Annotated in this window: 24 protein-coding genes and 3 pseudogenes; 6 read left to right on the forward strand and 21 right to left on the reverse strand. The window is 50.7% G+C overall.

The features are described 5' to 3' along the window. From CXB77_RS14785 to CXB77_RS14795, 3 genes and pseudogenes are all read right to left on the reverse strand, one after another. Positions 1 to 2,496 (reverse strand): glycogen/starch/alpha-glucan phosphorylase, encoded by a 2,496-nt coding sequence (locus tag CXB77_RS14785; protein WP_105074489.1) that lies wholly within the window; start codon positions 2,494 to 2,496, stop codon positions 1 to 3. 84 nt (positions 2,497 to 2,580) lie between these two features. Then, positions 2,581 to 3,630 (reverse strand): DUF475 domain-containing protein, encoded by a 1,050-nt coding sequence (locus CXB77_RS14790; protein WP_105074490.1) that lies wholly within the window; start codon positions 3,628 to 3,630, stop codon positions 2,581 to 2,583. Between the two features lie 81 nt (positions 3,631 to 3,711). Beyond that, a pseudogene (locus CXB77_RS14795) lies at positions 3,712 to 4,931 on the reverse strand (argininosuccinate synthase). A 200-nt stretch (positions 4,932 to 5,131) separates the two neighbouring features. Between CXB77_RS14795 and CXB77_RS24015 the strand changes: the two are divergent. Both CXB77_RS24015 and CXB77_RS24020 read left to right on the forward strand, forming a co-directional pair. After that, the gene (locus tag CXB77_RS24015; protein ID WP_347338148.1) at positions 5,132 to 5,605 is read left to right on the forward strand and encodes an LptF/LptG family permease; all 474 of its coding nucleotides are present in this window, start codon (positions 5,132 to 5,134) and stop codon (positions 5,603 to 5,605) included. After that, a complete protein-coding gene (locus CXB77_RS24020) occupies positions 5,569 to 6,168 on the forward strand; it encodes an LptF/LptG family permease (RefSeq protein WP_347338178.1) in 600 nt (199 codons plus the stop codon). The genes CXB77_RS24015 and CXB77_RS24020 overlap by 37 nt, the downstream gene beginning before the upstream one ends. Positions 6,169 to 6,179: 11 nt before the next feature. Here CXB77_RS24020 and CXB77_RS14805 read toward each other — a convergent pair whose 3' ends face one another. Both CXB77_RS14805 and CXB77_RS14810 read right to left on the reverse strand, forming a co-directional pair. Next, positions 6,180 to 6,953 (reverse strand): DUF3050 domain-containing protein, encoded by a 774-nt coding sequence (locus tag CXB77_RS14805; protein WP_105074491.1) that lies wholly within the window; start codon positions 6,951 to 6,953, stop codon positions 6,180 to 6,182. Between the two features lie 56 nt (positions 6,954 to 7,009). Then, positions 7,010 to 7,765, reverse strand: coding sequence for a hypothetical protein (locus CXB77_RS14810; RefSeq protein ID WP_197711074.1), 756 nt, complete (start codon positions 7,763 to 7,765; stop codon positions 7,010 to 7,012). Between the two features lie 89 nt (positions 7,766 to 7,854). On the opposite strand from CXB77_RS14810, the gene CXB77_RS14815 reads away from it, so the two are divergent. Then, on the forward strand, positions 7,855 to 8,250 hold the full coding sequence (locus CXB77_RS14815; RefSeq protein WP_105074492.1) for a response regulator: 396 nt from the start codon (positions 7,855 to 7,857) through the stop codon (positions 8,248 to 8,250). A gap of 132 nt (positions 8,251 to 8,382) precedes the next feature. Here the strand turns inward: CXB77_RS14815 and CXB77_RS14820 are convergent, their stop codons facing one another. The 8 genes and pseudogenes from CXB77_RS14820 to CXB77_RS14855 all read right to left on the reverse strand — a co-directional run bounded on the left by CXB77_RS14820 (position 8,383) and on the right by CXB77_RS14855 (position 15,215). Beyond that, on the reverse strand, positions 8,383 to 8,811 hold the full coding sequence (locus tag CXB77_RS14820) for a sulfur globule family protein (RefSeq protein ID WP_105074493.1): 429 nt from the start codon (positions 8,809 to 8,811) through the stop codon (positions 8,383 to 8,385). Positions 8,812 to 8,923: 112 nt separating this feature from the next. Continuing rightward, positions 8,924 to 9,739 carry a uracil-DNA glycosylase gene (locus tag CXB77_RS14825; protein ID WP_242445743.1) on the reverse strand — a complete coding sequence of 272 codons (816 nt, stop codon included), beginning with the start codon at positions 9,737 to 9,739 and terminating at the stop codon, positions 8,924 to 8,926. Next, entirely contained in the window at positions 9,732 to 11,282 is a 1,551-nt protein-coding gene (locus tag CXB77_RS14830) for a 2-isopropylmalate synthase (RefSeq protein WP_105074494.1), read from the reverse strand. The genes CXB77_RS14825 and CXB77_RS14830 overlap by 8 nt, the downstream gene beginning before the upstream one ends. 79 nt (positions 11,283 to 11,361) lie before the next feature. Next, positions 11,362 to 12,267: a ubiquinone anaerobic biosynthesis protein UbiV gene (gene ubiV, locus CXB77_RS14835; RefSeq protein WP_105074495.1), complete on the reverse strand. Its 906-nt coding sequence runs from the start codon at positions 12,265 to 12,267 to the stop codon at positions 11,362 to 11,364. 20 nt (positions 12,268 to 12,287) lie between these two features. After that, complete coding sequence (gene ubiU / locus CXB77_RS14840; protein WP_105074496.1) at positions 12,288 to 13,283, reverse strand: ubiquinone anaerobic biosynthesis protein UbiU; 996 nt, start codon at positions 13,281 to 13,283, stop codon at positions 12,288 to 12,290. A 23-nt stretch (positions 13,284 to 13,306) separates the two neighbouring features. Continuing rightward, positions 13,307 to 14,273, reverse strand: a pseudogene (locus tag CXB77_RS14845) (TIGR01212 family radical SAM protein). A 151-nt stretch (positions 14,274 to 14,424) separates the two neighbouring features. Further along, positions 14,425 to 14,568, reverse strand: a pseudogene (locus tag CXB77_RS24715) (hypothetical protein); the annotation flags it as partial. A gap of 275 nt (positions 14,569 to 14,843) precedes the next feature. Beyond that, positions 14,844 to 15,215, reverse strand: coding sequence for a hypothetical protein (locus tag CXB77_RS14855; RefSeq protein WP_146108842.1), 372 nt, complete (start codon positions 15,213 to 15,215; stop codon positions 14,844 to 14,846). A gap of 25 nt (positions 15,216 to 15,240) precedes the next feature. Here CXB77_RS14855 and CXB77_RS14860 point away from each other — a divergent pair, with 25 nt between their 5' ends. Further along, positions 15,241 to 15,519 carry a hypothetical protein gene (locus CXB77_RS14860; protein WP_105074499.1) on the forward strand — a complete coding sequence of 93 codons (279 nt, stop codon included), beginning with the start codon at positions 15,241 to 15,243 and terminating at the stop codon, positions 15,517 to 15,519. 14 nt (positions 15,520 to 15,533) lie between these two features. Here the strand turns inward: CXB77_RS14860 and CXB77_RS19875 are convergent, their stop codons facing one another. The 5 genes from CXB77_RS19875 to CXB77_RS22235 are packed head-to-tail and all read right to left on the reverse strand — an operon-like array spanning position 15,534 to position 17,872. Then, positions 15,534 to 15,704, reverse strand: a complete 171-nt coding sequence (locus CXB77_RS19875) for a hypothetical protein (protein WP_172452691.1) — start codon at positions 15,702 to 15,704, stop codon at positions 15,534 to 15,536. 29 nt (positions 15,705 to 15,733) lie between these two features. Further along, a complete protein-coding gene (locus CXB77_RS19880; protein WP_172452692.1) occupies positions 15,734 to 15,883 on the reverse strand; it encodes a hypothetical protein in 150 nt (49 codons plus the stop codon). Positions 15,884 to 15,891: 8 nt separating this feature from the next. Then, positions 15,892 to 16,731, reverse strand: coding sequence for a hypothetical protein (locus CXB77_RS14865; protein ID WP_146108843.1), 840 nt, complete (start codon positions 16,729 to 16,731; stop codon positions 15,892 to 15,894). 11 nt (positions 16,732 to 16,742) lie between these two features. Continuing rightward, entirely contained in the window at positions 16,743 to 17,747 is a 1,005-nt protein-coding gene (locus tag CXB77_RS14870; protein ID WP_347338179.1) for a dynamin family protein, read from the reverse strand. After that, on the reverse strand, positions 17,693 to 17,872 hold the full coding sequence (locus tag CXB77_RS22235; protein WP_242445744.1) for a hypothetical protein: 180 nt from the start codon (positions 17,870 to 17,872) through the stop codon (positions 17,693 to 17,695). Before CXB77_RS22235 ends, CXB77_RS14870 begins: the two co-directional genes overlap by 55 nt. 215 nt (positions 17,873 to 18,087) lie before the next feature. On the opposite strand from CXB77_RS22235, the gene CXB77_RS14875 reads away from it, so the two are divergent. Together CXB77_RS14875 and CXB77_RS14880 are read left to right on the forward strand one after the other, a co-directional pair. Further along, complete coding sequence (locus tag CXB77_RS14875; protein ID WP_105074776.1) at positions 18,088 to 20,700, forward strand: circularly permuted type 2 ATP-grasp protein; 2,613 nt, start codon at positions 18,088 to 18,090, stop codon at positions 20,698 to 20,700. Continuing rightward, positions 20,697 to 21,590, forward strand: a complete 894-nt coding sequence (locus tag CXB77_RS14880; protein WP_105074502.1) for a transglutaminase family protein — start codon at positions 20,697 to 20,699, stop codon at positions 21,588 to 21,590. The genes CXB77_RS14875 and CXB77_RS14880 overlap by 4 nt, the downstream gene beginning before the upstream one ends. Here CXB77_RS14880 and CXB77_RS14885 read toward each other — a convergent pair. The 3 genes from CXB77_RS14885 to CXB77_RS14895 all read right to left on the reverse strand — a co-directional run bounded on the left by CXB77_RS14885 (position 21,587) and on the right by CXB77_RS14895 (position 24,798). Further along, positions 21,587 to 22,468 carry an HDOD domain-containing protein gene (locus tag CXB77_RS14885; protein ID WP_105074503.1) on the reverse strand — a complete coding sequence of 294 codons (882 nt, stop codon included), beginning with the start codon at positions 22,466 to 22,468 and terminating at the stop codon, positions 21,587 to 21,589. The genes CXB77_RS14880 and CXB77_RS14885 overlap by 4 nt on opposite strands. Before the next feature lie 34 nt (positions 22,469 to 22,502). Further along, positions 22,503 to 23,720, reverse strand: coding sequence for an HDOD domain-containing protein (locus CXB77_RS14890; protein ID WP_105074504.1), 1,218 nt, complete (start codon positions 23,718 to 23,720; stop codon positions 22,503 to 22,505). 106 nt (positions 23,721 to 23,826) lie between these two features. Further along, on the reverse strand, positions 23,827 to 24,798 hold the full coding sequence (locus tag CXB77_RS14895; protein WP_105074505.1) for a hypothetical protein: 972 nt from the start codon (positions 24,796 to 24,798) through the stop codon (positions 23,827 to 23,829). Positions 24,799 to 24,870 lie beyond the last annotated feature (72 nt).

Below are 24,870 nucleotides of genomic sequence, written 5' to 3' on the forward strand. Positions count from 1 at the left end.
TTACCGTTCAACAGTCACTGGCGGAACATTCCAAATGTTTTTGGCGTATTCAACAATTGCCCGATCTGATGAAAATTTACCCATTCGCGCCACGTTCAAAATCGACATGCGATCCCAATTTGCAGCATCGCTCCACGCAGTACTCACTTGCGCTTGACACTCTAAATAAGCACGGTAATCAGCTAACACCATAAACGGGTCATGGTTAATTAAATGATCAGTTAATGGACGAAATAACACCATGTCGCCGCGTGAAAAATGACCAGAGTTAATTAAATCAATATCAGCTTTTAACTCCGGGTCAGCGTGATAAAGCTCCCAAGGTCGATAACCTTCACGCTGTTTTGCAGTCACCTCAGCCGCTGTCATACCGAATAAAAAGAAATTCTCCGCTCCAACTTCTTCGCGGATTTCGACATTCGCACCATCTAATGTGCCAATCGTCAATGCACCATTCAATGAGAATTTCATATTGCCAGTGCCAGAGGCTTCTTTACCGGCGAGTGAAATCTGTTCTGACAAATCGGCTGCTGGATACAACCGTTGACCATTTTTAACATTGAAATCTGGCATAAACGCAACGCGAATTCGCCCATTGACTAACGGATCATGATTAACTACTTCTGCAACCGCGTTAATGAGTTTAATAATAAGTTTAGCGAGATAATAGCCGGGCGCAGCCTTACCGCCAAAAATGAATGCTCGTGACACAATTTCTTGATTGGGATTCTGTTGAATGCGCTGATATAACCGAATGATATGCAAGATATTCAGATGCTGGCGTTTGTATTCATGCAGCCGTTTTGCTTGCACATCAAACATGGCTTGCGGATCAAGCACGACGCCCGTTTGTTGCTGCAACCAATTCGCAAAATCTTGTTTTGCAGCAATTTTTACCTCGCGCCACCGCTGTTGCAATTCAACATCATCGGCATGGTGTTCTAAATGACGCAACAGACTCAAATCACGAATCCAATCGTTATGCCCGCAAGTGTGACTAATTAAATCTGCCAGCCGAGGATTACTCACGACCATAAAGCGCCGAGGCGACACGCCATTGGTAACATTATGAAATTTCTCTGGCCATAGGTCATAAAAGTCATTAAATAATGTCGTCTTCACTAATTCTGAATGTAGTGCAGCAACACCATTCACTGCTTGACTGCCAACCACCGCCAAATTCGCCATGCGGACACGTCGTTGTTCTCCCTCTGCAATCAGTGACATCCGAATGACCCGTGTCTCATCATCTGGAAATTTTTCGCGTACCTGATTGAGAAAATCTTGGTTAATTAAATAAATAATTTCCAAATGACGTGGCAATAATCGCTCAAATAAAGCGACTGACCAAGTTTCTAATGCCTCTGGTAATAGCGTGTGATTGGTATAACAAAAAGTGTTGCGGGTAATCGTCCATGCTTGTTCCCACGCCATGCCGTGCTCATCAATAAATAACCGCATTAACTCTGCTACAGCCAGAGCCGGATGCGTGTCATTCAATTGCGCAACAAATTTATTTGCAAAAGTATCGAGTGAACCAACAGTATTGAGGTGTAATCGAATCATGTCCTGTAATGAACAGGATACAAAAAAGAATTGTTGTTTTAATCTTAATTCCTTGCCTACCTCTGGCTCATCATTTGGATAAAGCACCTTAGAAATGGTTTCAGCCTCAATTTTTGCATGAACTGCGCCGTAATAATCACCGACATTGAATGCCTGAAAATCAAATGACTGCGGTGCTTCCGCTTTCCATAATCGCAACAGATTCACATTGCCAACGCCATAACCGAGAATTGGCGTGTCGTAGGCAACGCCATTGATTTCTAAACTCGGCAACCAACGATGGCGCAATGAACCATCTGCATGACGATATTGTTCGGTATAACCACCAAAGCCAATTGGAAAACAGATTTTGGGACGCGGAATTTCCCACGGATTACCATTGCGTAACCAAGTGTCACTACGTTCTACCTGCCAGCCATTTTCAATCGTTTGATCGAAAATACCAAATTCATAACGAATACCATAGCCAATTGCGGGAATACATTGGGTTGCTAATGAATCCATAAAACAGGCAGCCAAGCGACCCAAACCACCATTACCTAATCCTGGTTCCTCTTCTTCTTCTAAAATCATTGCAAAATCTAGTTCCAATTCCGCAGCAGATTCTTGCGAAATTTTGGTAATTCCCAGATTGACTAAATTATTTGCTAAATGTGGGCCAAGTAAAAATTCTGCTGATAAATAACATACGGTACGCGCACGATTGACTTTGAATGCCTGCGCTGATTTTACCCAGCGTGCTAGTAGTCGATCGCGTACCGTATAAGCGGCAGCCATATACAAATCATGCGATGTTGCAACTTCTCGAAAGCGTCCTTGAATATAAAAAAGATTATCAATATAAGCCTGTTTTAATGCTTCTTTAGACATTCCAGTACGGGTATGTTCACGATTGGGTGAAAGTAGTTTAGTCGATTGTGCTGTACTCATTAGATTACCTCATAAAAAGTGATATGTAGATCAAGTCACTGCCCGGTTGCTCACTGCTTCCGGGCGAGTGAAAAATTAAACAGGCTATGTTATTGATTCAGTCGCTTCAATAACAGGATGTTTGTAACGCATTGAAGAAATCAGCGCAAAAACAATAAAAGCAACGCCAATTAAACCAGTAATCACTTCAGGAATATGTAGCACAATGCTGGTCAGCATAATTCCGGCTAATGCACCAATTGCCCAATGCGCACCATGTTCTAAAAACACATATTCATCTAATGTACCCTTATTGACTAAGTATACTGTCAATGACCGGACAAACATCGCACCAATGGCCAAGCCCAACATGATAATCACCACGTCACGGGTAATGGCAAACGCTCCGATTACACCGTCAAAAGAAAACGACGCATCCAGTACTTCCAGATATAAAAAGCCAGCAATACCGGAACGCTTGGCGGTATTGACCATTGCTGCGCCTTCTTCTTCGTTTTCAAATAGGCTATCAAGGCTACTGACTGCAACGTAGAGAATAACACCACCAATGCCAGCAACTAATAGTGACATCCGCGCTGCGGGCTCTAATGGCAATAAGGCTTGTAGCAAAAACAGAATAACTAACGCAACCATCACCTCAATTGCATCGAGCTTGCCAAGTTTTGATAAACGCTCTTCGATTGCGCCCAGCCAGTGTAATTCTTTGTTGGCATCCATCATAAAATAAAGGAATACCAATAGCAGAAACATTCCGCCAAACGCAGAAATACCGACATGGCTGTCTGTGAGATATTTTGCGTATTGATCGGGTTGTTGCAGCGCCATCAAGGTGACATCAATCATGCCCTGACCTGAGGCAATAGCGACAATTACAATCGGGAAAACTAACCGCATTCCAAAGACGGCGATTAAAATACCGACGGTTAAAAAAATCTGTTGCCATTTGGCATCCATTTCCTTGAGCACCGAGGCATTAACAACTGCGTTGTCAAATGAAAGACTGACTTCCATAACGCCCAGAATTAACGCTAAAAACATTGCTGCCATACCGCCAGCAGGTGTTTGATTTCCCCAGTAAAACGCTACGATCAAACAGATAAGCGTCACTAAAATAGAGTAACGAAATGCTTTCATTAAATGCCTCGATGTGAATAAAACAGTCAGTGTGCGTTACATCGCATTGCAATGTAACGCTGCCGCGTTTGAATAAAAAGACTAACGTCCTTTGCGCCCAGCAACCCGCAGCCGCAACGCATTCAAACGAATAAAACCGGTCGCATCCTTTTGATCGTATGCGCCAGCATCTTCTTCAAAGGTCGCAATTGAAGCGTCAAATAAGCTATTTGTTGCCGATTTGCGTCCAACGACCATCACATTGCCTTTGTATAGTTTCAAGCGCACTTCGCCATTCACCACTGCCTGCGTCTGGTCAATTGCTGCTTGCAGCATGTACCGTTCCGGTGCAAACCAATAGCCGTTGTAAACTAAGCTGGCATAACGCGGCATTAATTCATCTTTCAAATGCGCTGCTTCACGATCTAGCGTCAATGATTCAATGGCGCGGTGCGCTTTTAATAGAATCGTTCCGCCGGGTGTTTCATAGCAGCCGCGTGATTTCATACCGACATAGCGGTTTTCAACGATGTCGGCGCGACCAATACCCTGTGCGCCACCAATGCGATTGAGTTCTGCTAATAATTCCGCCGGACTGAATGGTTGTCCATTGATTGCTACTGCATCGCCATGTTCAAACGTTAATTCAATGGTGAGTGGTTGATCAGGGGCTTCTTCTGGTGCAACGCTCCAGCGCCACATATCCGCGCCGGGTTCAATCCATGGGTCTTCAAGATCATAGCCTTCGTATGAAATATGCAGCAAATTGCATCCATTGAATACGGCGATTTGGTTCCATCGCGTTTCATTTCTACCGCAATGCCATGCGCGGCAGCGTAATCCATCAATTTTTCACGCGATAATAAATCCCATTCGCGCCAAGGGGCGATGATTTTAATGTCGGGATTGAGTGCATAGGCAGTTAATTCAAAACGCACCTGATCATTGCCTTTACCGGTCGCACCATGCGCAATGGCATCTGCGCCTGTTGCAGCAGCAATTTCAATTAAGCGTTTGGCAATTAACGGACGCGCAATTGAAGTGCCGAGCAGATATTCGCCTTCATAAATCGCATTGGCGCGAAACATGGGAAAGACGAAATCACGCACGAATTCTTCGCGTAAATCATCAATGTAAATTTCTTTTACGCCTGCCGCTGTCGCTTTAGCACGAGCTGGCTCTAATTCTTCGCCCTGTCCAACATCTGCGGTAAAGGTGACAACTTCGCAGCCGTATTCTTCTTGCAGCCATTGTAAAATCACCGACGTATCTAAACCGCCGGAATAGGCTAAAACCACTTTTTTAATTGCGCCATGCGCCATTTTATGCACTCCACATTCACATGAAAAAAGCCCGTTTGGGCGAAAGCAAAGTATTCGTTTTTGTGTTATCTGTTGTCAGATTATTGTGAAACTCAACGCAGAATTGCTATGTTAAACGTGATTGATCGTTATTTGCTGCGCGAAATCGCCAAAGTGTTTGCGCGATTGTCATCATTTTACTGTTGATTGTGACCAGTTTGATGTTTTTGCGCATTTTAGAAGAAGTCAACCTCGGTGGTCTCAATGTTGAACTGGTGTTTACGGTGTTGCGGCTGCAACTCCTCCGCGATAGCGCCAGCCTGTTACCACCCGCATTTTTTCTCGCTGCGCTCGTCACTTTGAGCCGTTTATCGCGTGATAGCGAACTGATTGCGCTGAATGCGTGTGGCATTGGTCCGCCGCGTTTATATCGAATTGTGCTCTTACTGGCGCTGCCGGTGGCATTGCTGACGGCGTGGTTTGCGCTGTGGTTGCAGCCCGAAGCGGCGAGCGCGATTCAGGATATTCGGTTGCAGCAACGCGAGCAGGCAGCGCAGCTTGCGGGGTTACAGCCGGGGCGCTTTTATGTCGAAGAAAACGGTCAAGTGGTGATTTATATTGGCGAAATTACCGACGCAAAACGCTGGGCAATCTCTTCATTCTCGATCGGCGCAGCGCACCAACGCAGTTGGTGATGAGCGCCGGCGGCAGTCATCGCCTCGATCCCGTGACTGGCGATCATCTGGTCACACTGAAACAGGGACAGCGGTTTGATGGCAATCCCGGCGCAGGTGCATTTTTGATCGGTCATTTTGAGGATTATCTATTACGGATTCGCAGCGACACTCCGCCGCAGCGGTTTCCGTCAAAACGCGCCGCCTTGCCGACAGCGGCACTGCTGGCAACGCCGGAACGTGGCAATCGTGCGGAGTTGGAACACCGAATCGCTGCGCCGTTAGCGATTATCACGCTGTCGATATTGGCAATTCCGCTGGTGGAAATTTCGCCACGCCAAACTGCAACCGGGCGGTTATTACTCGCGCTGCTGGCGTATTTCTGCTTTTTCAATTTGCAACGGCTGGCGGAAAGTTGGCTGGAAACTGGCGTGACGCCCTTGTGGATCGGCAGCCTGTGGTATCAATTCGTTATTCTCGGCGCAGTGCATTTACTGCTGCTGCCGGAGAGTTTTTGGCTGAAACGCGCACGTCAACAGTTTGCGCGTGTACCAGAATCAAGAGGTTGCACGATAACCTCTTGACTCTGCGCAGATTATCGCCGCGCTTGAATCGCGGCTAACACACCATCCCAAAAGCGAATTCGTGCACATAACGCTTCTTCAGCCGCGACTTCTGCTTCACTGATGCGTTCAGGATCGTCGCCGCACAGCGTTTCCAACAGCCGAAATGACAGCGGTCCGTGAAAATCTTCATCGAGGTGAATGTGCCGATGCAGATAAAAATGAAACACCGGCGCTTGCGCTTCGGTGATCTGCATGTGACCCAGAAACTGCCGAAACATCGCCGGAATGAGATTCTCGCGTCCCAGCGCCAGCGCCGCTGCCACACAATGCGCTTTGTTTTCGCGGATAAAACTAAAGGTGGTTTCGCTGAAATACCGCGCAGGCAGCGGCACGATGGGCGCATACAACGCCGCATCAATACCCTTTTCTTCCACCAGTTTTAGAAAATCCCACGGCAATTGCGCATCTGCGCCCACTTCCTCCATCGCTCGGCAATACGACTCAAAATGACTGGCGTAACCGATTTGCCCATCCGCCAGCGGCACAGTGTCGGATTCCTCTTCCAGCGTTAACTGATTGATAAAAAAGCGCAAACTCGGATCGCTGCGCGGAATCCACGGAACCTGCACCGGCGCGATGTACCGCTGCAAGTATTTGATTAACGACATGAAATCCCACACTGAAAACACGTGATGCGCCATAAACACGCGCAAATCTTCAATCGTGGTTAACGCGCCGTAAATCGGATGTTGATTCAACTGCTCACGCAGCGGTTGTAAATGCTCTAAATTCAATTGTGTCATGGGTTTAGCTTCATCTGATGCGGAGTGAAAATGGAATGTTTAGGGCTGGCGCATTTTCAGTCGTGCCAAGCGGTCGCTGGCGATTGCGCAGGTAATAACGTTCCACTCGCCGCTGCCAACGCCGCTGCGAGATTGGGATCATCCTGTTCTGGGCGGGTTGGCGCGAGGAGTTTGGCTTTGGCGGTCGCTGCCTGCGCCTGCGCCAAATCACGCGCCGCAGCATCGTTCATCGCTTTCAGTGCCACACTTAAACTATTGGTCGTGCTACTTAAACCGGCAGCTCGTCGCGCTGATTCCGCCTGACGTTCCGCAGCTTCACGCTGCTGCTCGGCGCGTTTCATATCCCGCTCGGCGCGTTCCAACTGACTGCGTGCTGCCTTCAATTTGCTGCCAGCATCCGCATAGGTCGTCTCCAGCATCGCCAAAAAACTCTGCGCATCAGCCGCTTCACTCACTTCGCGCTCCACGTCCGGCGTCATCTGCTCCAGCATATCGAGCAAGGTATTCAAACTTTTTTCCAACGAGGCTCGCCGTGCTGCGTCAAACTCAACTGCGACCTGCGTTTGCAGCAATTCCGCCGCTGCCATCCGCTGATTCAACAGAGTTTGAATAGCATCCGCCTCTTTTTTCTCGCGTTCATAAGAAGCGCGGGCTTGCGCAACTTCCAATCCCAATTCATCCAGACGCTGCTCCATTGCCCGCAATTCAGCTTCAGTTGCACCTTTTGGATCCCAACGTACCAATGCCTCAATGCCAACCTGCATCGCTTGATCGGTTTTCACTCCAGCAAAATGACGGATAAAACTCAACATCGAAAAGCTCCTGTAGGAAAAGTTAGCGGTTATATTATGGCAGACAAGATAAAATCCATGTCGGTATCTTAAACGCAGAGGATAAAACTTTGAAAATACTCATTGTCGAAGATGATTTCGTCAGTCGCACCATTCTTCAGGAATATCTCAATCTTTATGGCACCACACATATTGCGGTGAATGGCAAAGAAGCAATTGCCGCAGTCAAAGCGGCTGATGCAATCAATGCGCCCTATGATTTAATTTGTCTTGATGTGATGATGCCAGAAATGAGTGGTCAAGAAGCACTGCGGGCTATTCGTGAAATTGAAGAAGCAAAAGGAATTTTTTCTTCAGAAGGTGCGAAGATCATGATGACCACTGCATTGAATGATGTTAAAACAGTGAGTGTCGCTTTTCAAGGATTATGCGATGCGTATTTAGTCAAGCCTATTCGTAAAGAAAAGCTCCTGTGCGAATTGCGTAATCTCAAAATCATTCCGTAACAATCACCGCATACAACCCACTTTATAGAAAATTTGGCAGTAGAAAATCCTGTCGTTACTGCCAACTTTTTTTCAATTGACATAAAAAAACCAGACCGAAGTCTGGTTTTTTTGACGCTTAAAAAACAGCGTTTACTTGGTTGGTGCTGGCGCTGCCGGAGCAGGAGCTGCTGGTGCAACTGGCGGTGCGTATGGGAACGCATATGGATAAGCGCCACCATAATAAGGTGCGCCATAACCACCATAAGGAGCGCCGTAGCCGCCATAATAAGGATTGCCATAACCGTAACCATCGTTATAGCCATAACCACGACCATAACCGCGTCCGTTGCCACGACCATAGCCGCGACCGCCGCCGCCCATGCTCATGTTGAAGTCGCCATAACCATCGCCGAGCATGTCGCCAAGCATGTCGCCAGCGCCATCGCCCCAGCCGTTGTTGCCGTAGCCATTATTGCCCCAGCCATTGTTATTGCCCCAAGGACCGCCCCACCATGCGGAAGCAGAAGCAGACACACCCAACAGAGCAGCGATGGCGGCAGCAGTAGCAAGTTTTTTCATTGATATTCTCCAAATTATTTTTGATTTGCACTTCATCTGATCGCCTGAACTGCGACCATGGGAATTAGTATATTAGAAGATGCTTAAATAGTAAATACCCTTGGTTTTATTTTTATGATTGGACGTTCATGCGCTCCAGCACTGCAACTAAGTCATTCCAAACCTTCACTTTTTGGTTCGGCGACCGCAGCAAATACGCAGGATGATAGGTGACGCGCAGCGGAATTTTGGTCTCGCCAAACGTAAACCAGCGTCCGCGCAGCGCCCCAACAGTCTCGGTCGTGTGCAGCAAACTCTGTCCCGCCACGCCACCCAGCGCCAGCATCATGCGCGGTTGAATCAGCGCCACCTGTTCCCGCAAATACTCTGCGCAGGCAGCGATTTCATCAGGATGCGGATTGCGATTGTCCGGCGGGCGACATTTGACGACATTGGCAATGTAAATCTGCTCACGCTCCAGCCCCATCGCTCTGACGATGGCGGTCAGCAATTTTCCCGCTCGCCCAACGAACGGCTCACCGGTTTGATCTTCCTCTGCGCCCGGCGCTTCACCGATGAACATCAACGCTGCATCGCGTTTGCCGCTACCAAATACCGTTTGGGTGCGCTGTTCGCACAGCCCGCAAGCACGACACGCGCTCACGCGAGCAATTAACGTGTTCCAGTCTGGCGCAGCAATCACCGGCGCTGCGGTTTCAATCATCGGCGCTGGCGGTATGACTTCAACAATCGGTGCTGGCGCTGGATGAATCACTGTGGATTCAACAGATTGCTCCATGATTACTGCCGACGCTGGCGCTGCGGCGGGCATTACCGCTGGCGTTGACGATGTGGGCGACGCAGCAAAACGCGGTTGCCACAGACTGATGTCCATCGCTTCGAGATAAGCACGTCGCCGCGTTTCGTCCATCGTTACGTCCTCAAACATCCGCAATCTGTGGATGCGCCCGCTCGGCCGGATGCAAAATCGTATTGCACGCATTGAGATAGGCTTTGGCCGAGGCAATCACGATGTCGGTGTCTGCGCCCTGTCCGTTGACCACGCGCCCGCCTTTTTCCAAACGCACCGTGACTTCGCCCTGCGCATCCGTTCCGCTGGTGATCGCGTTGACCGAATACAGCCGGAGCACTGCATCACTTTTCACAATGCTTTCAATCGCTTTGAACGTCGCATCGACTGGACCGCCACCGCTGGCGCTGCCGGTTTGCTCAACGCCATCAACGGTGAGCACCAATTGCGCATGAGGCGTTTCGCCAGTCTCGGAGCACACGCGCAGCGAAACCAATTTGACCCGCTCGTTGGCGGTTTCGAGCGTCGCATCCGTCACCAGCGCCTGCAAATCCTCGTCGAAAATCTCGTGCTTTTTATCAGCCAAATCTTTGAAACGGGCAAACGCTGCGTTCAATTCTTCCTCAGAATTCAAGGTGATGCCCAGCTCCAACAGCCGCGCCCGAAACGCATTGCGCCCAGAATGCTTGCCCAGCACCATTCGGTTTTCCGTCCAACCAACATCCTGCGCCCGCATGATTTCGTAGGTTTCGCGGTTTTTCAGCACTCCATCTTGATGAATGCCGGATTCGTGCGCGAAAGCGTTGATGCCGACGACCGCTTTATTCGGTTGCACCGGAAAGCCGGTGATGGTCGAAACCAGCCGCGAGCAGGTCATAATTTGCGTGGTATCCAACCGCGTTGCGCAGTCAAACAAATCGGCGCGAGTGCGCACCGCCATCACGATTTCTTCCAACGCAGCATTGCCTGCGCGTTCGCCCAAGCCGTTGATAGTGCACTCCACTTGCCGCGCTCCATTGCGCACTGCCGCCAGCGAATTGGCGACCGCCAGCCCCAAATCGTTGTGGCAATGCACCGAAAATATCGCTTGATCGGCATTCGGCACACGCTCGCGCAGCGTCGCAATCAGGCTGCCGAATTGATCGGGAATGTTGTAGCCGACCGTGTCGGGAATGTTGACGGTACGCGCACCAGCCGCAATCACCGCTTCCAATATCCGGCACAAAAAATCAATCTCAGAACGTCCGGCATCTTCGGGCGAAAACTCCACGTCATCGGTGAATTGCCGCGCCCGTTTCACCGCGTGCACCGCCTGCGCCAGCACCTGATCGGGCGACATGCGCAATTTCTTTTCCATGTGAATCGGTGAAGTGGCGATAAACGTATGAATACGCCCAGCATTTGCACCTTTCAGCGCCTCGCCAGCGCGGTCAATATCAGCATCCAACGCCCGCGCCAGCCCGCACACGCGACTATCTTTCACTGCCGCAGCGACCGCTTTCACCGCCTCGAAATCGCCGGGGCTGGCAATTGGAAATCCGGCTTCAATCACATCGACACGCAGCCGTTCCAACGCTTTGGCGATGCGGATTTTTTCATCGCGGGTCATGGATGCGCCGGGGCTTTGTTCGCCATCGCGCAACGTGGTATCGAAAATCATCAAATGGTCTTTAGTGCTCATCGCAATTCTCGGTCAAGCAATTTAAGTGAATTAGGTATACGGCATGGTCACTGAAAACTGACAACTTTTTAACTGGCAATCAAGCAGTTGCAATCCCTGCTTTACCCGTCCAATAACCATCGCTCAGGGCGCTGGGACACCAATTGCGTAATTGCGCCGTGCCTTCAATTGGATCAAGTTCGCCAGCGAGTGTTTTCGCAAACACTTGAATAATCTCAGCGGTGTGCATTGATTGCGGACTAATGCGCAGCAATTCAACGCCGAGTTGCGCCACTTCCGGCAATACCGATAACAAATTATGCGTGGTTGCCGATTGCGTTTGAATTCCATTCAATGCCAAAAACGGTGTTCCTTCTTGGGTGGAAACCAATAACCCGTCGGGATAATCACCGCAGCAGAATTGACAATCATCTTTGCTTAAATTGCGGTTATACGCGGTGAAGCAGCGAGCGGAATACGCCAGCGGTAAACGTCCATACGCGAATAATTCGCATTCCACACCAGCGGGGCGCGTTTTAATTAAAGCGGCAGTCGTTTCGCGTCCTAATTCAACGGGTAAAACCCAGCGTTTTAAGCCGCGTTGGATGAGAAAAGCCAGCGTTCGTTGATTGTATAAATTGATCGAATGACCCGTGACGAATGGTCGTCCTTCCAGAAAATCCAATCCCGCTAAATCATTGGCTTCAATTAAAAACCGTTCGTCAGCACAAATGCGTTGCAGCGTTTTTAATTCGCTGTCTGCTTCAATGAGCGCCAGCGTGGAAATGACCGGTTCTTTGCCAGCGGCAGCGACGCGCTCCGCCAATTCCCAATAATCTTCTGGGCGCAACAGTCGTCGTTTCGAGCAAATGGTTTCGCCGAGATAAATCACTGCAACCGGCGTTTCAAGCATTTCTGCATAAAAATCAAAAATCTGCTCCCGTGTCCAGTGATACAAAATCGGACCGAGCGTGAGGCGTGGAATGGAGTGTGAAGTCGTTGGCATGACGGGTCGCTGTGAGTGAATTAGTGCCAAGGGCGATGATAGGGGCCGATGGTGGTTTGTGCGCCTTCCGATACTTGGGCAAGGATTTGATGCCAGCTTTCTTTCGGGCGAAAGGTGTCTGGATTGCGCTGGCAAGCGTCAATCGCTTCGCGCCAGACCTGCGTCACTTGCGAAACGTAACGGGTGCTGCGCTGGCGACCTTCAATTTTAATCGCGCTGACGCCAGCGGCGAGAATCCCCGGCAAAATATCCAAGGTATTCAGACTGGTCGGTTCTTCAATTGCATGGCGCAATTCGCCCGCAACGTCGTAGCGCCCTTTGCACAGCGTCGGATAACCTGCCGGTTCATTGAGCGAACGCCGTTCAATCAACACGCCGCCGAGCCGCGTTTCCTGACCTTTGGGCGTGTCGCGCCATTCAACATGCGCGGCTGGTGAACACGCGCCGTAAGTGTTCGGCGATTGTCCGCAGGCATAAGACGATAATAAACAACGCCCTTCGACCATCACGCACAGACTGCCGAAACCGAAGATTTCCACCGGAACTGGCGTTTCTTCAATCAAATGCGCGACCTGCGCCAGCGACAACACTCGCGGCACCACCACGCGCTTAATTCCGAAATGGCGGTGCATGAAGCCAATCGCTGCCGGATTGGTTGCCGAACCCTGCACCGACAAATGCAGATTGACGTTGGGATAACGCTCGGCGGCGTAATCCAACACGCCCATGTCAGCGAGAATGATCGCGTCCACGCCGAGATCAACAGCGCGATCTACCGCTGCCGTCCAACGTTCCCAGCCATTCGGCTGCGCGTAAGTGTTAATGGCGACAAACACCTTGACTTTGCGGTCGTGGGCGTAATTCAGCCCCTCGCGGATTTGTTTGTCGTTGAAATTCAAGCCAGCGAAATGGCGAGCGTTGGTGTCGTCGCGGAAACCAATGTAAACCGCATTGGCTCCATGATCGACGGCTGCTTTGAGCATCGGCAAATTACCGGCAGGACAGACGAGTTCCATGATGATTTCAGTCTCGTGTGACGTCAGGCAGTGCTGACAAGTGGATGACAGGGTGCGGTGGCGAGCTGTGCGCCTTGCTGGGTATTGCGGCGATACAACTCAGCTTCAATGGCGTTGAGCACCGCCCATTTTTGGTGACACCAGCTCGGCGCTAACAAAATCTCGCGGGCGGCAGTGCCGGTGAGTCGATGATAAATCACCGCAGGCGGTGTGCGCTCGACCAGATCGGCGCACAGGTTGACATAATCGTCAAACACCAGCGGTTGATAGTCGCCGCGCTGCCACTCCAACGCCAGCTGCGTGTTGCGCACAATATGCAGCGGATGCAGTTTTAAGCCTTCCACGCCGAGCTCCAACACCCGCTCCAAACTGGTCAACGCTGCGCTCGCCCTTCGCCCGGCAAACCGAGAATTAAATGGGTACACACCGGAATTCCGCGTTGCTGCGCGGCAATGACCGCAGTGCGATATTCAGCAAAAGTATGACCGCGATTGACGCGCTCCAAAGTCCGATCATCAGCGGACTGTAACCCCAGTTCCAGCCAAATTTCCTTGCCCTGCGCCTGATAACTGGCGAGCAAATCCAGCACTGCATCGGGCACACAATCCGGGCGCGTCCCAATCGACAGCCCAATCACGTCAGCATGACTCAAGCGCTGTCATACCGCCGGCGCAGGGCATCAAGCGGATCATAAGTGTTGGTATAGGCTTGAAAATACGCGAGAAACTGCCGTGCTCCAGTGCGTTTGGCAAGCACCTGTCGCCCAGCTTCTAATTGAATAGCCAGCGCGGGCGGATTCGCTGCGTTGGGGCTAAATGAAATGTTGTTGCAAAAAGTGCAGCCGCCGTGTCCTTTTGCGCCGTCACGATTTGGACAAGTGAAACCGGCGTGGAGCGCGAGTTTGTGGACGCGCTGACCGTAGCGTTGCAGCAGATATTGTCCGAAGGTGTGAACGCGGGCGCTAAGAATGCGCGGTGGCGGGAACGGCATGAGCATAAACCTAAAGGAAACCTGATGATTATCACGGGAATTCGGTTGCGATCATATCCTGATTTTGCTAATCAAAATGCGCTCACTCAACGAATAAATCAGCAATTCTCTAAATGTATACGCTTACACCAAATATCAATGTACTGCAAAATCACAATCTATTGCGCACAAGGCGAACGTAGCTATTGCCACTTCGATAATTATTATTGATGTCGCCGTTGTGAAAATTCACGCCCCAAACATAACTTGAATTATCAGCATCCAATGAACTAGACCAAAACCAAGCTAACGTATTTGGAAAAACTTTGAGTCAATTGTCGGTTTTTGTCCTTCACAATCAGCGTTGCCAGCTCTTCTAACGAAGGCAATCGCCAATCATTATCATTAACTGCTGATGATCTTTGACCGCAGTGTTTGCTTCATCCCAATTAAATCTGATCGCCTTACCAACGCAATTTTCTCCATCCCAAGTTTGCCCCAATGCGCAACGCATCCATTGCAAATTGGTTTGCGTATCCAATACCGTTCCATCACCTAAATCACAGTAACGCTCATTGATCAGTGGATAATCTATAAATTCGTCTCAATACAATGATTGTCCTGTACTACTGGAATACTTTCTTTTTGCTGCTGCAACTCAAAAATCAATGCTTCAATCAGAGATTTTCCTAAAACCTCTAATTCCACTGCCTGCGCGTGTTCATGCGAAATCGAAATTTGCTGCATAAATGCAGGTAATTTTTGTAATTCTTGCAATGAAAAATCGCCATGTTCATTCCGTGCTGCTTGCAAGGCAGTAAAATAGGCTTGTTCACGCACTGAACGCCCAATCACCTCTCGATCAATCGCTTCAGTTTGTTCCGAAGTCAAACTCAATTCTCGCGCTTGCTTAAAAAGCAAATTAATTTCTTGCATGTCGAGATATTGATCGACCCACGCCATTTGCAGCACAGCACGATAATTTCTAATGCGCCGCGATCTACTGATGCTGAAGGTGGTTCAGGAATTAACGGAGCTGCATGATCAATCAGCGGTGCTGGTGCTACAATTAAATCTGCCGCAATCGAATCTAATGCTGGTGAATGAGCAGATAACCAGTGTGTGCGGTGCGCTTCTACCATTGCTTTCTGTTGACGGAGATTTGCAAAAGCATACTCAGTCAAATCAAAATGACAATTTGCAATGTGACACATTTCCATGTTCTTTGCTACAAACCGGACAGACATTAGACCCAGCCATAAATTAACCCTCTTATTTGCACTATACAGAATGACGTGCCTGTTGGATGGCAATGCCGAGTTGACGCAACCGATCACTCACTTCTGTATTAAATGTCTGCGGGCGCAATTCCGGCGGCAATTCCGCCACCATAATTGAATTACCATTTCTCCATTCATTGCCAGCAATACCACCCCAACTGCCATCATTCATGCGTTCTAAATAGCGGTCGCGCAGGTTTTCTAATTCCTGTTGACAAAATGCTTTGAAGCCGCTGCATCAAATAAACTGTGCAACAAGTAATACTCCAATGCCAGCAAATCTGCCTCCACTTCTTCTACTACCTGACGCCGGTTTTCTTGATCAACACCCTGTTCACTCACGCCAGCCACTGCGTTTTTTAAGATTTCACAAATCTTATCAATTTTATCAGATGACTAGAAAACATATTTTTTGCGACTGCCGGATCAGTCAATAGCTTGGAACCATGCCGTAAATACTGTTTAAGTTCACGATAAAGAATCTCGCCACTCTCTGGGTAGTAGTAATCAAGAATTTCAATATCAACACCGCTATCACGAACGATATTCATCCGCGTTTGGCTATTCACTGGAGCGCGTACCAATGCCTCAGCCAGCGGGCGCACAAACCGCAAAAACAAGGCTTTAAGACTGTATTGCAACCGCTCTTGAAATTGCCGTGTATCACCGACAAGCAAATGGCGAACGCGATCACTCCCCCACAATTGACCGGTCACAAATTCGCTAATCTTTTGTGTATCTTGATCCAATTCAACTGCGAGTTTTGCTGCAATCTCTTGAATCATTTGGCGCACATCTTTATACAATGCTTCGCGCCATTCGCGGTTGGCTGCATCGGGATCAAATCCATGCTGCATACTGCTGAAAAATTTGTAATCCCGTTGCGCAGCAGCGCGGGCGGGTAATTTCGCCATATTCTCGCGCACGATTTCCTCATACCGCTGATTAAAGCCACGCAACGTATTGGCATTAAAATCGGCGCTCACTTCTTTATTGTAATAAGCATTGAATTCAGCTTTGAGTTGATCTTGACGCGCACTCCACCATTGATTAAAAGCGAGATTGCGATCTTCATCTTGCCGCCGCCGCGCTTCATCCGGGTCTTCAGGAAAATGCCCGCGCACTTGTCGATAAATATCTTCACTGTGACGCAATATCGTTTCAAATAGCGCCGTGCAGCGGCGTTCCACAATAGCCACGCGCTCGTGATTCAAATAATGGTTGATGGTGGTTTTAATCGCATCAATACCAGTGAGGTTTTTAGAACATCTAATTCTGCGGTATTTTCACCAGTAACGCGCCGCAAATCCGCAGCAATTTTTTGTTGATCGCCGAGGTCTTTAAGCGTTTCGCTTTCGGCCATACCATGCAATACCAAATGCGCACCCGCTGATCCGCCAATAATACGCGACGGTGGCAAATTAGCCTCCTCGCGCCATGCTTGCACCGCATGTTGAAAATCGCGTTGAAATGCCTCTCGTGTCGCAAAAGAATCCATGCGTCCGAAAAAGACAAACATCTTATCTTCTAAACGAATGTGGCGATCACCTTCTCGCGCAAATTTAATTAAATCCTTTTCCGCACCGCGCAAATCTGGATAACGTTGGATTAAAATAACTGCATCGCAACTGTGCAGCATATCGCGGGATTCTTCGATATGTTTTGCTAATCCTGAATCCAATCCCGGCACGTCATAAAACACAATGCCTTCAGCTTCAGCTAATCGGCAGGTATACAATCTTGCTTCGTGCATCGCATGAGCAAAACGCGCATCCGCAACGTATTTGCGCAAAGCATCTTTAATTTCTTCTAAATTGGTGAAATGTTTGGCTCGCGCCCCTTCATCCAATACTTCTTTAAGCGTTGTTTGATACTGTTGAATGGTGGCTAAATCTTCTTTTGCATTTTTAGCCCGAGTGTCATCTGCGCCATTCGCAACGGTGTTTAATTCAGCAACGAGTCTGCTGAATTCACCATTGGTTTTTGGTTGGGTTTCCAGTCGTTGTTCAGTCTCTTCTTTGACTGAAAAAATTTGCGTCGTCGTAAAGGTACAACGCAGTGATTTTGCGGGTAATAGATCGCAACCCAGCCACGCATTAACAAATGTGCTTTTACCGGCTTTTTCGAGACCAACGACAGCAATACGAAACTCGCCTTTTTCTAAACGTTGACGCTGCCGTTCTGCCTGTTCCGTTCTTCGGTAAGCGCGGTTAATTGCGCTTGAGTAATTCCCGCTTGTCGCGCTTGTGGCAATTCAGCTAATTGACGCGCAAAACGTTCGACATCTAGCGCCTGCTCGAGACGTTTTGCATTGATAATAGATGCTTTTTTCCAATCCATCGCTGAATCCTCGTGTGCTGATCTTGTTTGATCTGGGTTGTTCACTGAGCCAAAATAATGCGCATTCTAGCGCAACCGTTGCACGTGCCTCTTTGAAAAAAAGAAGTTGGAGCGGTTTAACAAAGCAGGTGAGTTAGCAGATTTCTTAAACCCTTGCGTCGGTTAGACACGGCGTGTCTAATCAAATCATGCGCTCTTCACAGACCTTGACGCTCATGTCCGTTTCTGATTTAGCACCATTTTTAGAAAAACCCGGGCTGATTGATGCCTATTCCCCGCTCGCCAATCGTTACGACGAAATGCGCACCGCCAGCGGCGAAGTGCGTCCGCAATGGCGCTATTTGCTGGATGCACTGCGTACTTTGGGCGCAGCAGCCATTGCCGAACGTGGCAGTAAAGCAGCGCGGCTGATTCGTGATAACGGCATCACCTACAACCTCAATGGCGATCCACAAGGCATGTCGCGTCCATGGCAATTGGATTTATTGCCGATTTTAATTCACAGTGACGAATGGGCGGAATTGGAGCGCGGCTTAATTCAACGCGCAGAATTATTCAATTTAATTTTGCGCGATCTTTATGGCGAGCGCGAATTGCTGCACACCGGACTTCTTCCCGCTGAATTGATTGATGGTCACGCCAATTATTTATTGCCTTGTCACGGTATTGAAATTTTTGCTGGACGTCCGCTGGTGCAATACGCCACTGATTTAACGCGAATGCCCAATGGTCAATGGCGCGTAATTGGCGATCGCACTCAAAGTCCAATGGGCGCAGGTTATGCGTTAGAAAATCGCGTCGTACTCTCGCGGGTATTGCCGAGTTTATTCCGTGATTCACACGTTCATCGGCTCGCCGGATTTTTCCGCTCCATGCGCCGAACGCTGGCGCAACTCGCACCGCGTCGCACCGATCATGCGCGAGTGGTGATGCTCACGCCCGGCCCGGCGAATGAAGCCTATTTTGAACACGCTTATCTAGCGAATTATCTCGGCTACACGCTGGTGCAGGGCGGCGATTTATCGGTGCGCGATGGAGCGTTGTGGCTGCGCACACTGGGACGGTTAGAGCGCATCGACGCAGTGCTGCGCCAAGTCAATGATTTATGGTGTGATCCGCTCGAACTGCGCGAGGATTCCTTTCTCGGTGTACCCGGTTTATTGCAGGCAACGCGAGCAGGCAATCTCGTGTTGGCCAATGCGCTCGGCAGCGGCATTTTGGAACATCCGGCATTGCCAGCGTTTTTACCGCACATTTGCGAGCATTTACTTGGTGAAGCACTGCTGCTGCCGGATGTGCCGACGTGGTGGTGTGGCGAACCAGCGGCGCTGGCGCAGGTGCTGCGAGATTTCGACAACCTCATTATTAAACCCATTCCAACCCTTGCCGCTCGCAGCGGCGTGCAGATTCCGCGCCCACTGTCGGCTTATGTTTCCGCAACATTGGAGCCATCGACGCGAGCCGCGCTGCTCAAAGCCATTCAAGCAAATCCCAGCGGTTATGTGGCGCAGGCACAGATTTTGCCGTCCACTGCGCCAGCGTTAATCGGTCAACGCCTCGAACCGCGTCCCAACGTATTGCGCACTTTTTTGGTTGCCGAAGAAGACAGTTACGCAGTCATGCCGGGCGGATTGGGGCGCATCGCCCTGACCCAAGACACTGCGCTGGTGTCTGGTCAACTCGGCGGGCTGGGCAAAGATGTATGGGTGCTGGCATCGGAGCCAGAGCGCCAAGAAAGTCTGCTCGTGACGACTGATTCGCAAAGTCCAGCGGTGGTGCAGGAAAGCGCCGTCTCGAGTCGGGTCGCCGATAACCTGTTTTGGATTGGACGTTACGCCGAACGCGCCGAGGGCTTGGTGCGGCTGTTGCGGATTACCATTTTCAAATTTGCGGAGCGGGCAGATTATCCGCTGTCAAAAGCCAGCTCCTCTTGTCTGCGCTCGCTGCTGGAAGCATTGACCAATCAAACGCAGTCCTTTCCCGGTTTCGTCGGTGCTGGCGCAGAAGGATTGCTGTGCCAGCCCATTCCCGAATTGCTGTCATTGATGACCGATCCGCAGCGCAGCGGCGGATTACCGCGCACGTTGGAGGCACTTGGGCAAGCAGCGTATTCAGTGCGCGAACGACTGTCGGCGGATACCTGGCGCATCATCAGCGACATCGAAGGGCGACTGGCGAATTTGACGCAAAATCCGCCCAGTCAATTGTCGCAGGCTCTGGATGAACTTGATCCGCTAGTAACTTCGCTGGTGGCATTTTCAGGGTTGACGCAGGAAAACATGACGCACAACGAGGGCTGGCATTTTCTGGAAACCGGACGGCGCTTGGAACGCGGCACTGCGTTGGCGTGTTTACTGCATTCAACGCTGGTGCCGATTGCTGGCGAACCAGATGAAAACATGCTGATTGAAGCCGTGCTGGGCATTACCGACAGTTTGATTACCTATCGGCGGCGTTATCACGCCGGCACTCGCGTCGGCGCGTTATTAGATTTGGTGCTGCAAGACGAAGGCAATCCACGGGCGCTGGCGTATCAATTGGCGATGCTTGACCGGCTGATTAGCGATTTGCCACGCGGTGATTTAGCGATAGGGCGCACGGCAGCGGAGAAACTGGTGCTGAAAAGTTTAACCGAGATTCGTTTAACTGAGATTGACCAATTGATTCAACCGCATAAGCACAGCAACCGCCGCGTCACGCTGGCCAAAATGCTCAGTGATTTGAGCAATGAATTGGCGGCGATTTCAGACGCGATCACTGCGCAGTATTTCCGCCACGAAGAACAGCCGCACAGTCTGCTGCGTCGTGCTGGAGCGACTGCGCCATGAAGTTTCGCGTCGTGCACCTCACCCGTTACGAATACGCTGAACCGGTGTCGTTGTGTCACAGCATCGCCCATCTCAAACCGCTGCAAACGCGCCGCCAGCGGTGTTTAGCCAGCCAATTGCGCGTTGATCCCTGGCCAGCGGTGATGCGCGAGCGTGAGGATTTTTTCGGCAATCGCGTCAATTACTTTTCGATTCAACAGGCGCACAGCGTATTGGAAGTGATCGCCACCAGCGAAGTCGATGTGAATGTGCTGGCGCTGCCCGATGCCGATAAAACGCCGACGTGGGAGCGCGTGGTGACGCGGTTGTATGACCGAGGCGATGCGCTGATGACCAACGCTCGCATGTTTACGTTGCCATCGCCACAGGTGCCGCTTGATGCAGAGGCGCGGGAATTTGCCGCCGTGTCGTTCACTGCGGGGCGACCGATTTTAGAAGCGACCTTGGATTTAATGGGGCGAATTTTCCGCGAATTTGAATACGATCCACTGTCAACAACGGTCGCCACGCCACTGGCAGAGGTGATGCAGCAGCGGCGCGGCGTGTGTCAGGATTTTGCGCATGTGGCGATTGCCGGACTGCGCGGATTGGGATTGGCGGCGCGGTATGTCAGCGGTTATTTGGAGACGCTGCCGCCGCCCGGTCAGATCAAATTGCAAGGCGCAGATGCGTCACACGCTTGGTTTGCGGTGCTGATTCCCGAACTGGGCTGGGTGGATTTTGATCCGACAAATAATCAAACGCCGAATCTGCAATACATCACGACCGCGGTGGGTCGTGATTTTCAAGATGTGACGCCATTGCGGGGGATTTTTTACGGCGGCGGCACTCACGATTTGCGCGTTGCCGTGGATGTGAATCGGTTGGAACAGCCAGCGCCGAGCGTTTAATTCAAACTGGGATTGCGCAACGCCTCCACCGCCAGCACCTGATACTGCGCCTTATCCAGCAGTTCTAAAAATCCCTCTGGACGAATGCGCATCTCTGACCAAATCGCCGGATCAATCGGCGGCGCATCGTCCCAATCGCGTGAATCTAGTTCGGCTAAATGTGCGCCGGTATTCGCCAAATGCACCAGAATCACCGGCACACGAAAAGTGGCTGGCGCTCGCAGCGGATCGTGATGAAAGCGCAGACAGGCGCACAAACTGTCGGGCAAACCCCAGTGCTCCGCCAGCATTCCGCCCAATTCCGCATGATCAAAACCTAATTCAGCCCGTTCCGCAGCTTGCGGCGTTAACGCTTGTGGCTCGCTCAAACTGCGCAGAAATGCGTGATGCGCAGCTTCCGGTTCCTGCGAAAACAACACCAACTGTCCCAAATCGTGCAGCAGTCCGCCCAAAAATACCGTGCCCGATAACGCTGGCGCTTCGGCATCCGCCAGCAATCGCGCAATCACTGCGCAGTACGCGGAATGATGCCAAAACACTTCCAACGGCAAGAGATTCTGCGCGGGCAAACGGTCGGAAGCCTGCGTCACTGCGCCAGCGATCACCAAACGCCGCAGATGATCGCGTCCCAGCAACATGGTCGCTTGTTCCATCGAATCGACCGTGCGCGAGCTGGCAAATGCTGGGCTGTTCGCCAGTCGCAACACGATGGCGACCAGTGCGGGGTCCTGCGCCAGCAACTCAGCGATGGCGGATTGACGACTTTTCGGGTCATCAAGCAGCTTGAGCACTTCGCCCACCACCCGTGGAATCGCCAGCAGGCGACCAGTCTGTTTAATAAGAGCGTTGATGGTTAATGGGTGAGGACACGCGCACATGCTCCAGTAAATCGTTGCTGATTTGAAAAACCGATCAAACCGTAAACATTGATTTGATAGTTTCCAATGCTTTTTCGCTACCAATCAATTGTGCAATGGATTCGCCCGGTTGTGGCGGCGGCAATAAGCCCAATGTCGCAAATGCCGGAACTTCGGTCGCTGGAGGATGCGGGCGACCTTCACTTTGCAACGCTGCCCACCGCGCTACCGTCGTAATGCTAGCGTAATCAGGTTTCTCGGCGCGATGTTCCCAATGGCTCGAATGCTCCGCTACTTCCACCAAATCTTCGCCTAAACCCCAATAATTGATAACCAACACTCCGGTAATGCTGCGCAGTTTGCCAATTAACGATTCAATGCGTGCCAAGCGGGGATTAGCATCGCGCATTTCAATGAATTGAATAATCGGCACTGCGCCGATGCCAGCCACCAGTCCCGCCAGCAGCGCCCGATCGTGATTCAAAATGCCGAGAATATCCGAGAGCAAATAGCTGTAAGCCGAGCACAGCACGCTGTCGCTCCACACTGCCGCCATCGCCTCGCGGGTGACATTGTGTTTGGCTTTGAAAGATTGCCGCAACGCCAAATTGGTGGTCAGCATTCGCGTGTTACGAAATCCGAAGCGCAGCACTGCGTCACGCACCGATTGGATTTCTTTGGTGCCACGAAAGAGCGGGCTATTGGTGGCATGAAGCAGTGCGCCAGCGATGGTGCCGTCGCGCTGAATTACCTCGGTGAGTTCCTGCACTCCGGCATCGGGATCATTGGTGAGCTCCTGAATTTTCAGAGCAATTTCAGGACGGGCGGGCAGTTCCAGTCGATTGCTGGTGATGAGCTCGTACAGTTCCGCGAGAAACATGCCTTCGGAAGGATCAAGCTCAATATCGCTGACTTCGAGACTGGTGTTGAGCGCCGACTCCAGTGCTGTCAACGGGATCTTCAGCACGATGCAGGGCGTTTCGGTGATGACGCAATCATTTGCAAATTCACCTTCATTTGCAAAAAGATTGATCGGATCGCTCAACCCTTGATAACTCTCCAAACGCTCGGTGACACCATTTGTCAGCCGCACTGCGTGGCCATCAACCAGAAATAATCGACAGCCTTCAATGTCGGTGAGCCGAATGCGCTTTTTTGGTGCTAATTCGCCCATCGTGCATTGTTTTGACAGCACCTCGCGGGTGCTTTCCGAAAGGTCTCGAATCAGATCAATTTCCGTCAAAAGTGACAGCACTTCAGATGTCTGCTGCATCGGTAGATACCTAGGATAGACAAGCCTGTTCTCGCTTCTAGTCTAGCAGCATCGGTATCCAAACTGACGTGCTGTCATGTCCACCATCAACGCAAGATGCCCGCATTCAGGCAATGCTGCGATAACCCAGTAGCACATCTGCTGCTTCTCCGGTGCTGCCGTCATCGCGCCGGAATTGCGCGGTTTGCGCGACGGTATCGTATAAATTCAAGGCTTTGCGCGTATTTTGATGCGCCAGCTCAATTGCCACCACACCTGCTTCTTCTAGCGTCTGCGTGACTTGCTTGCCGTTGCGGTCAATTTGCAGCAATTGCAATTGTGAAAACGCCACGTCATTGGCATCAATCACGCCATCCGCCACACCATTCGCATCCGCGTCATAACGCGCCAATTCCGCAAATCCATTGGCTGCGCCGTGTTGATCGCCAAATAACTCGCCGCCGTCATCAATGCGTCCGTTGCCATTGCGATCTAGCGCCAGCAACCAAGTTTCACTATTCACCATGCTGACCTGCTCGGTGATGCCATCTGCGTTCAAATCGAATTCCACGCCGTTCTCAACGCCCGTCGTGGCGATGCCAGCGTCAGACAAATCAAGCACCAGCGGATCGGTCGTGAAAATCGAAGCGAGATTGCTGCTGACACTGACTGAAACTTCCAGTGACTGCTGCTGGCGCACCTGAAATACCAACGAAAAACTCGACGTGGAGCTGGTGCTGGACTGCTGCGCCAGCGCCACTTTTGCGGTGGATTGTTGTGGTGTGGCGACGTGCAGATTCAGCGCCACTGCGTTTTGGTGCGCCGTCACTGCGTCGGCTTGCGCTGCCGCAGCCTGAGTTTGTGCTCGGTGCACATTCAACGAAGTTTTCGATTCCAAATCAAAGGATTTGCGCAAAATCTGATAATCCAAATCTTGCTCCAACCGAGCTGCGATTTCGGCAGCCAAATCACCGCCAGCGCCGGGGTTTTGTACTGCTGGCGCAGCAGATGAGCGGCTGGTGAGTAGCGTGTGGTGTGAACTGGTCGTGGCGGTTTGTGCCAACGCAGTGATTGATCGATTTCCAGTGACGGGTTGCATGGTTGACCTCAAGCGCGGCGCAAGTCCGCGAGTTGTGACAGAAAAATCCTGCCACTCAACGCAGCAGGACGC

The sequence above is a fragment of the Chromatium okenii genome (genome assembly GCF_002958735.1).
Lineage (GTDB): Bacteria > Pseudomonadota > Gammaproteobacteria > Chromatiales > Chromatiaceae > Chromatium > Chromatium okenii_A.

Coding starts and splice junctions, on each gene's coding strand:
- CXB77_RS14785 (WP_105074489.1), bottom strand. CDS start 2,496: ATGAGTACAGCACAATCGACTAAACTACTTTCACCCAATCGTGAACAT.
- CXB77_RS14790 (WP_105074490.1), bottom strand. CDS start 3,630: ATGAAAGCATTTCGTTACTCTATTTTAGTGACGCTTATCTGTTTGATC.
- CXB77_RS24015 (WP_347338148.1), top strand. CDS start 5,132: ATGTTTTTGCGCATTTTAGAAGAAGTCAACCTCGGTGGTCTCAATGTT.
- CXB77_RS14805 (WP_105074491.1), bottom strand. CDS start 6,953: ATGACACAATTGAATTTAGAGCATTTACAACCGCTGCGTGAGCAGTTG.
- CXB77_RS14810 (WP_197711074.1), bottom strand. CDS start 7,765: ATGTTGAGTTTTATCCGTCATTTTGCTGGAGTGAAAACCGATCAAGCG.
- CXB77_RS14820 (WP_105074493.1), bottom strand. CDS start 8,811: ATGAAAAAACTTGCTACTGCTGCCGCCATCGCTGCTCTGTTGGGTGTG.
- CXB77_RS14825 (WP_242445743.1), bottom strand. CDS start 9,739: ATGTTTGAGGACGTAACGATGGACGAAACGCGGCGACGTGCTTATCTC.
- CXB77_RS14830 (WP_105074494.1), bottom strand. CDS start 11,282: ATGAGCACTAAAGACCATTTGATGATTTTCGATACCACGTTGCGCGAT.
- ubiV (WP_105074495.1), bottom strand. CDS start 12,267: ATGCCAACGACTTCACACTCCATTCCACGCCTCACGCTCGGTCCGATT.
- ubiU (WP_105074496.1), bottom strand. CDS start 13,283: ATGGAACTCGTCTGTCCTGCCGGTAATTTGCCGATGCTCAAAGCAGCC.
- CXB77_RS14855 (WP_146108842.1), bottom strand. CDS start 15,215: ATGGCGTGGGTCGATCAATATCTCGACATGCAAGAAATTAATTTGCTT.
- CXB77_RS14860 (WP_105074499.1), top strand. CDS start 15,241: ATGCGCCGCGATCTACTGATGCTGAAGGTGGTTCAGGAATTAACGGAG.
- CXB77_RS19875 (WP_172452691.1), bottom strand. CDS start 15,704: ATGAATGATGGCAGTTGGGGTGGTATTGCTGGCAATGAATGGAGAAAT.
- CXB77_RS22235 (WP_242445744.1), bottom strand. CDS start 17,872: ATGGATTGGAAAAAAGCATCTATTATCAATGCAAAACGTCTCGAGCAG.
- CXB77_RS14875 (WP_105074776.1), top strand. CDS start 18,088: ATGTCCGTTTCTGATTTAGCACCATTTTTAGAAAAACCCGGGCTGATT.
- CXB77_RS14880 (WP_105074502.1), top strand. CDS start 20,697: ATGAAGTTTCGCGTCGTGCACCTCACCCGTTACGAATACGCTGAACCG.
- CXB77_RS14885 (WP_105074503.1), bottom strand. CDS start 22,468: ATGTGCGCGTGTCCTCACCCATTAACCATCAACGCTCTTATTAAACAG.
- CXB77_RS14890 (WP_105074504.1), bottom strand. CDS start 23,720: ATGCAGCAGACATCTGAAGTGCTGTCACTTTTGACGGAAATTGATCTG.
- CXB77_RS14895 (WP_105074505.1), bottom strand. CDS start 24,798: ATGCAACCCGTCACTGGAAATCGATCAATCACTGCGTTGGCACAAACC.